Origin of the sequence: Flavobacterium profundi (genome assembly GCF_006491645.1) — a bacterium.
Classification (GTDB): Bacteria; Bacteroidota; Bacteroidia; order Flavobacteriales; family Flavobacteriaceae; genus Flavobacterium; species Flavobacterium profundi.
The window spans coordinates 1-607 of record NZ_VDCZ01000037.1; the positions used below are offsets into that span (position 1 = coordinate 1).

The 607-nt window shown below is 33.3% G+C and carries 1 protein-coding gene; it reads left to right on the forward strand.

All coding sequences use genetic code 11. The annotated features are described in order from the left end of the window. Positions 1-35: 35 nt before the first annotated feature. On the forward strand, positions 36-494 hold the full coding sequence (locus FHG05_RS18280; protein ID WP_140999568.1) for a magnesium transporter CorA family protein: 459 nt from the start codon (positions 36-38) through the stop codon (positions 492-494). Positions 495-607: the final 113 nt, after the last annotated feature.

The window sequence follows — 607 nt, forward strand, 5'->3', positions numbered from 1 at the left end:
CGTTAGCGGCAACCTTAAACAACATTTAGCTAAAAATGAACAAAACCATTCGACCAATAATTGCATTAACTATTTTTGCGATTCTGTTCATCCTTTTATTTCCAATATCAATTTTAACTGGATCATTAGATTTTGCGAGTTCGGTCATTCCTGGATGGCACACGACAGTTTATCCACCATTTTTTGTTTGGGGAATCGTCAAAATGATTGTTTTGACTGCTGTTGTTTTTGGATATTGGAAACTTTACCGTAAAGAACATAGAATAAATAAGTTTTGGTTTATCCTTCATTTTTTACTTACAATTCCTAGTGTAATTGATACTTTATTCCCAATATCACCGATGATAATTGTTTACAATTATGAAAAGTTGTTTGAAACAATGGAAAGAGCTCAACAAATAATTTTGGTGCTAAATTCAATGTTTATTGCTGGACAAATATTATTTATCATTTATTACTTTAAGGCCAAGGCAGCCGCTAACAACCGTTTGTAGCAATTGCTAGGCTTGGCTTTTGTTCGGAATTTTCTCCGAAAATTCCACAAGGAGTTTTGTACTTGTAAATTTTAGGCTAAATTTACGCAACTGCTACAAGCGGCAAACCGTTA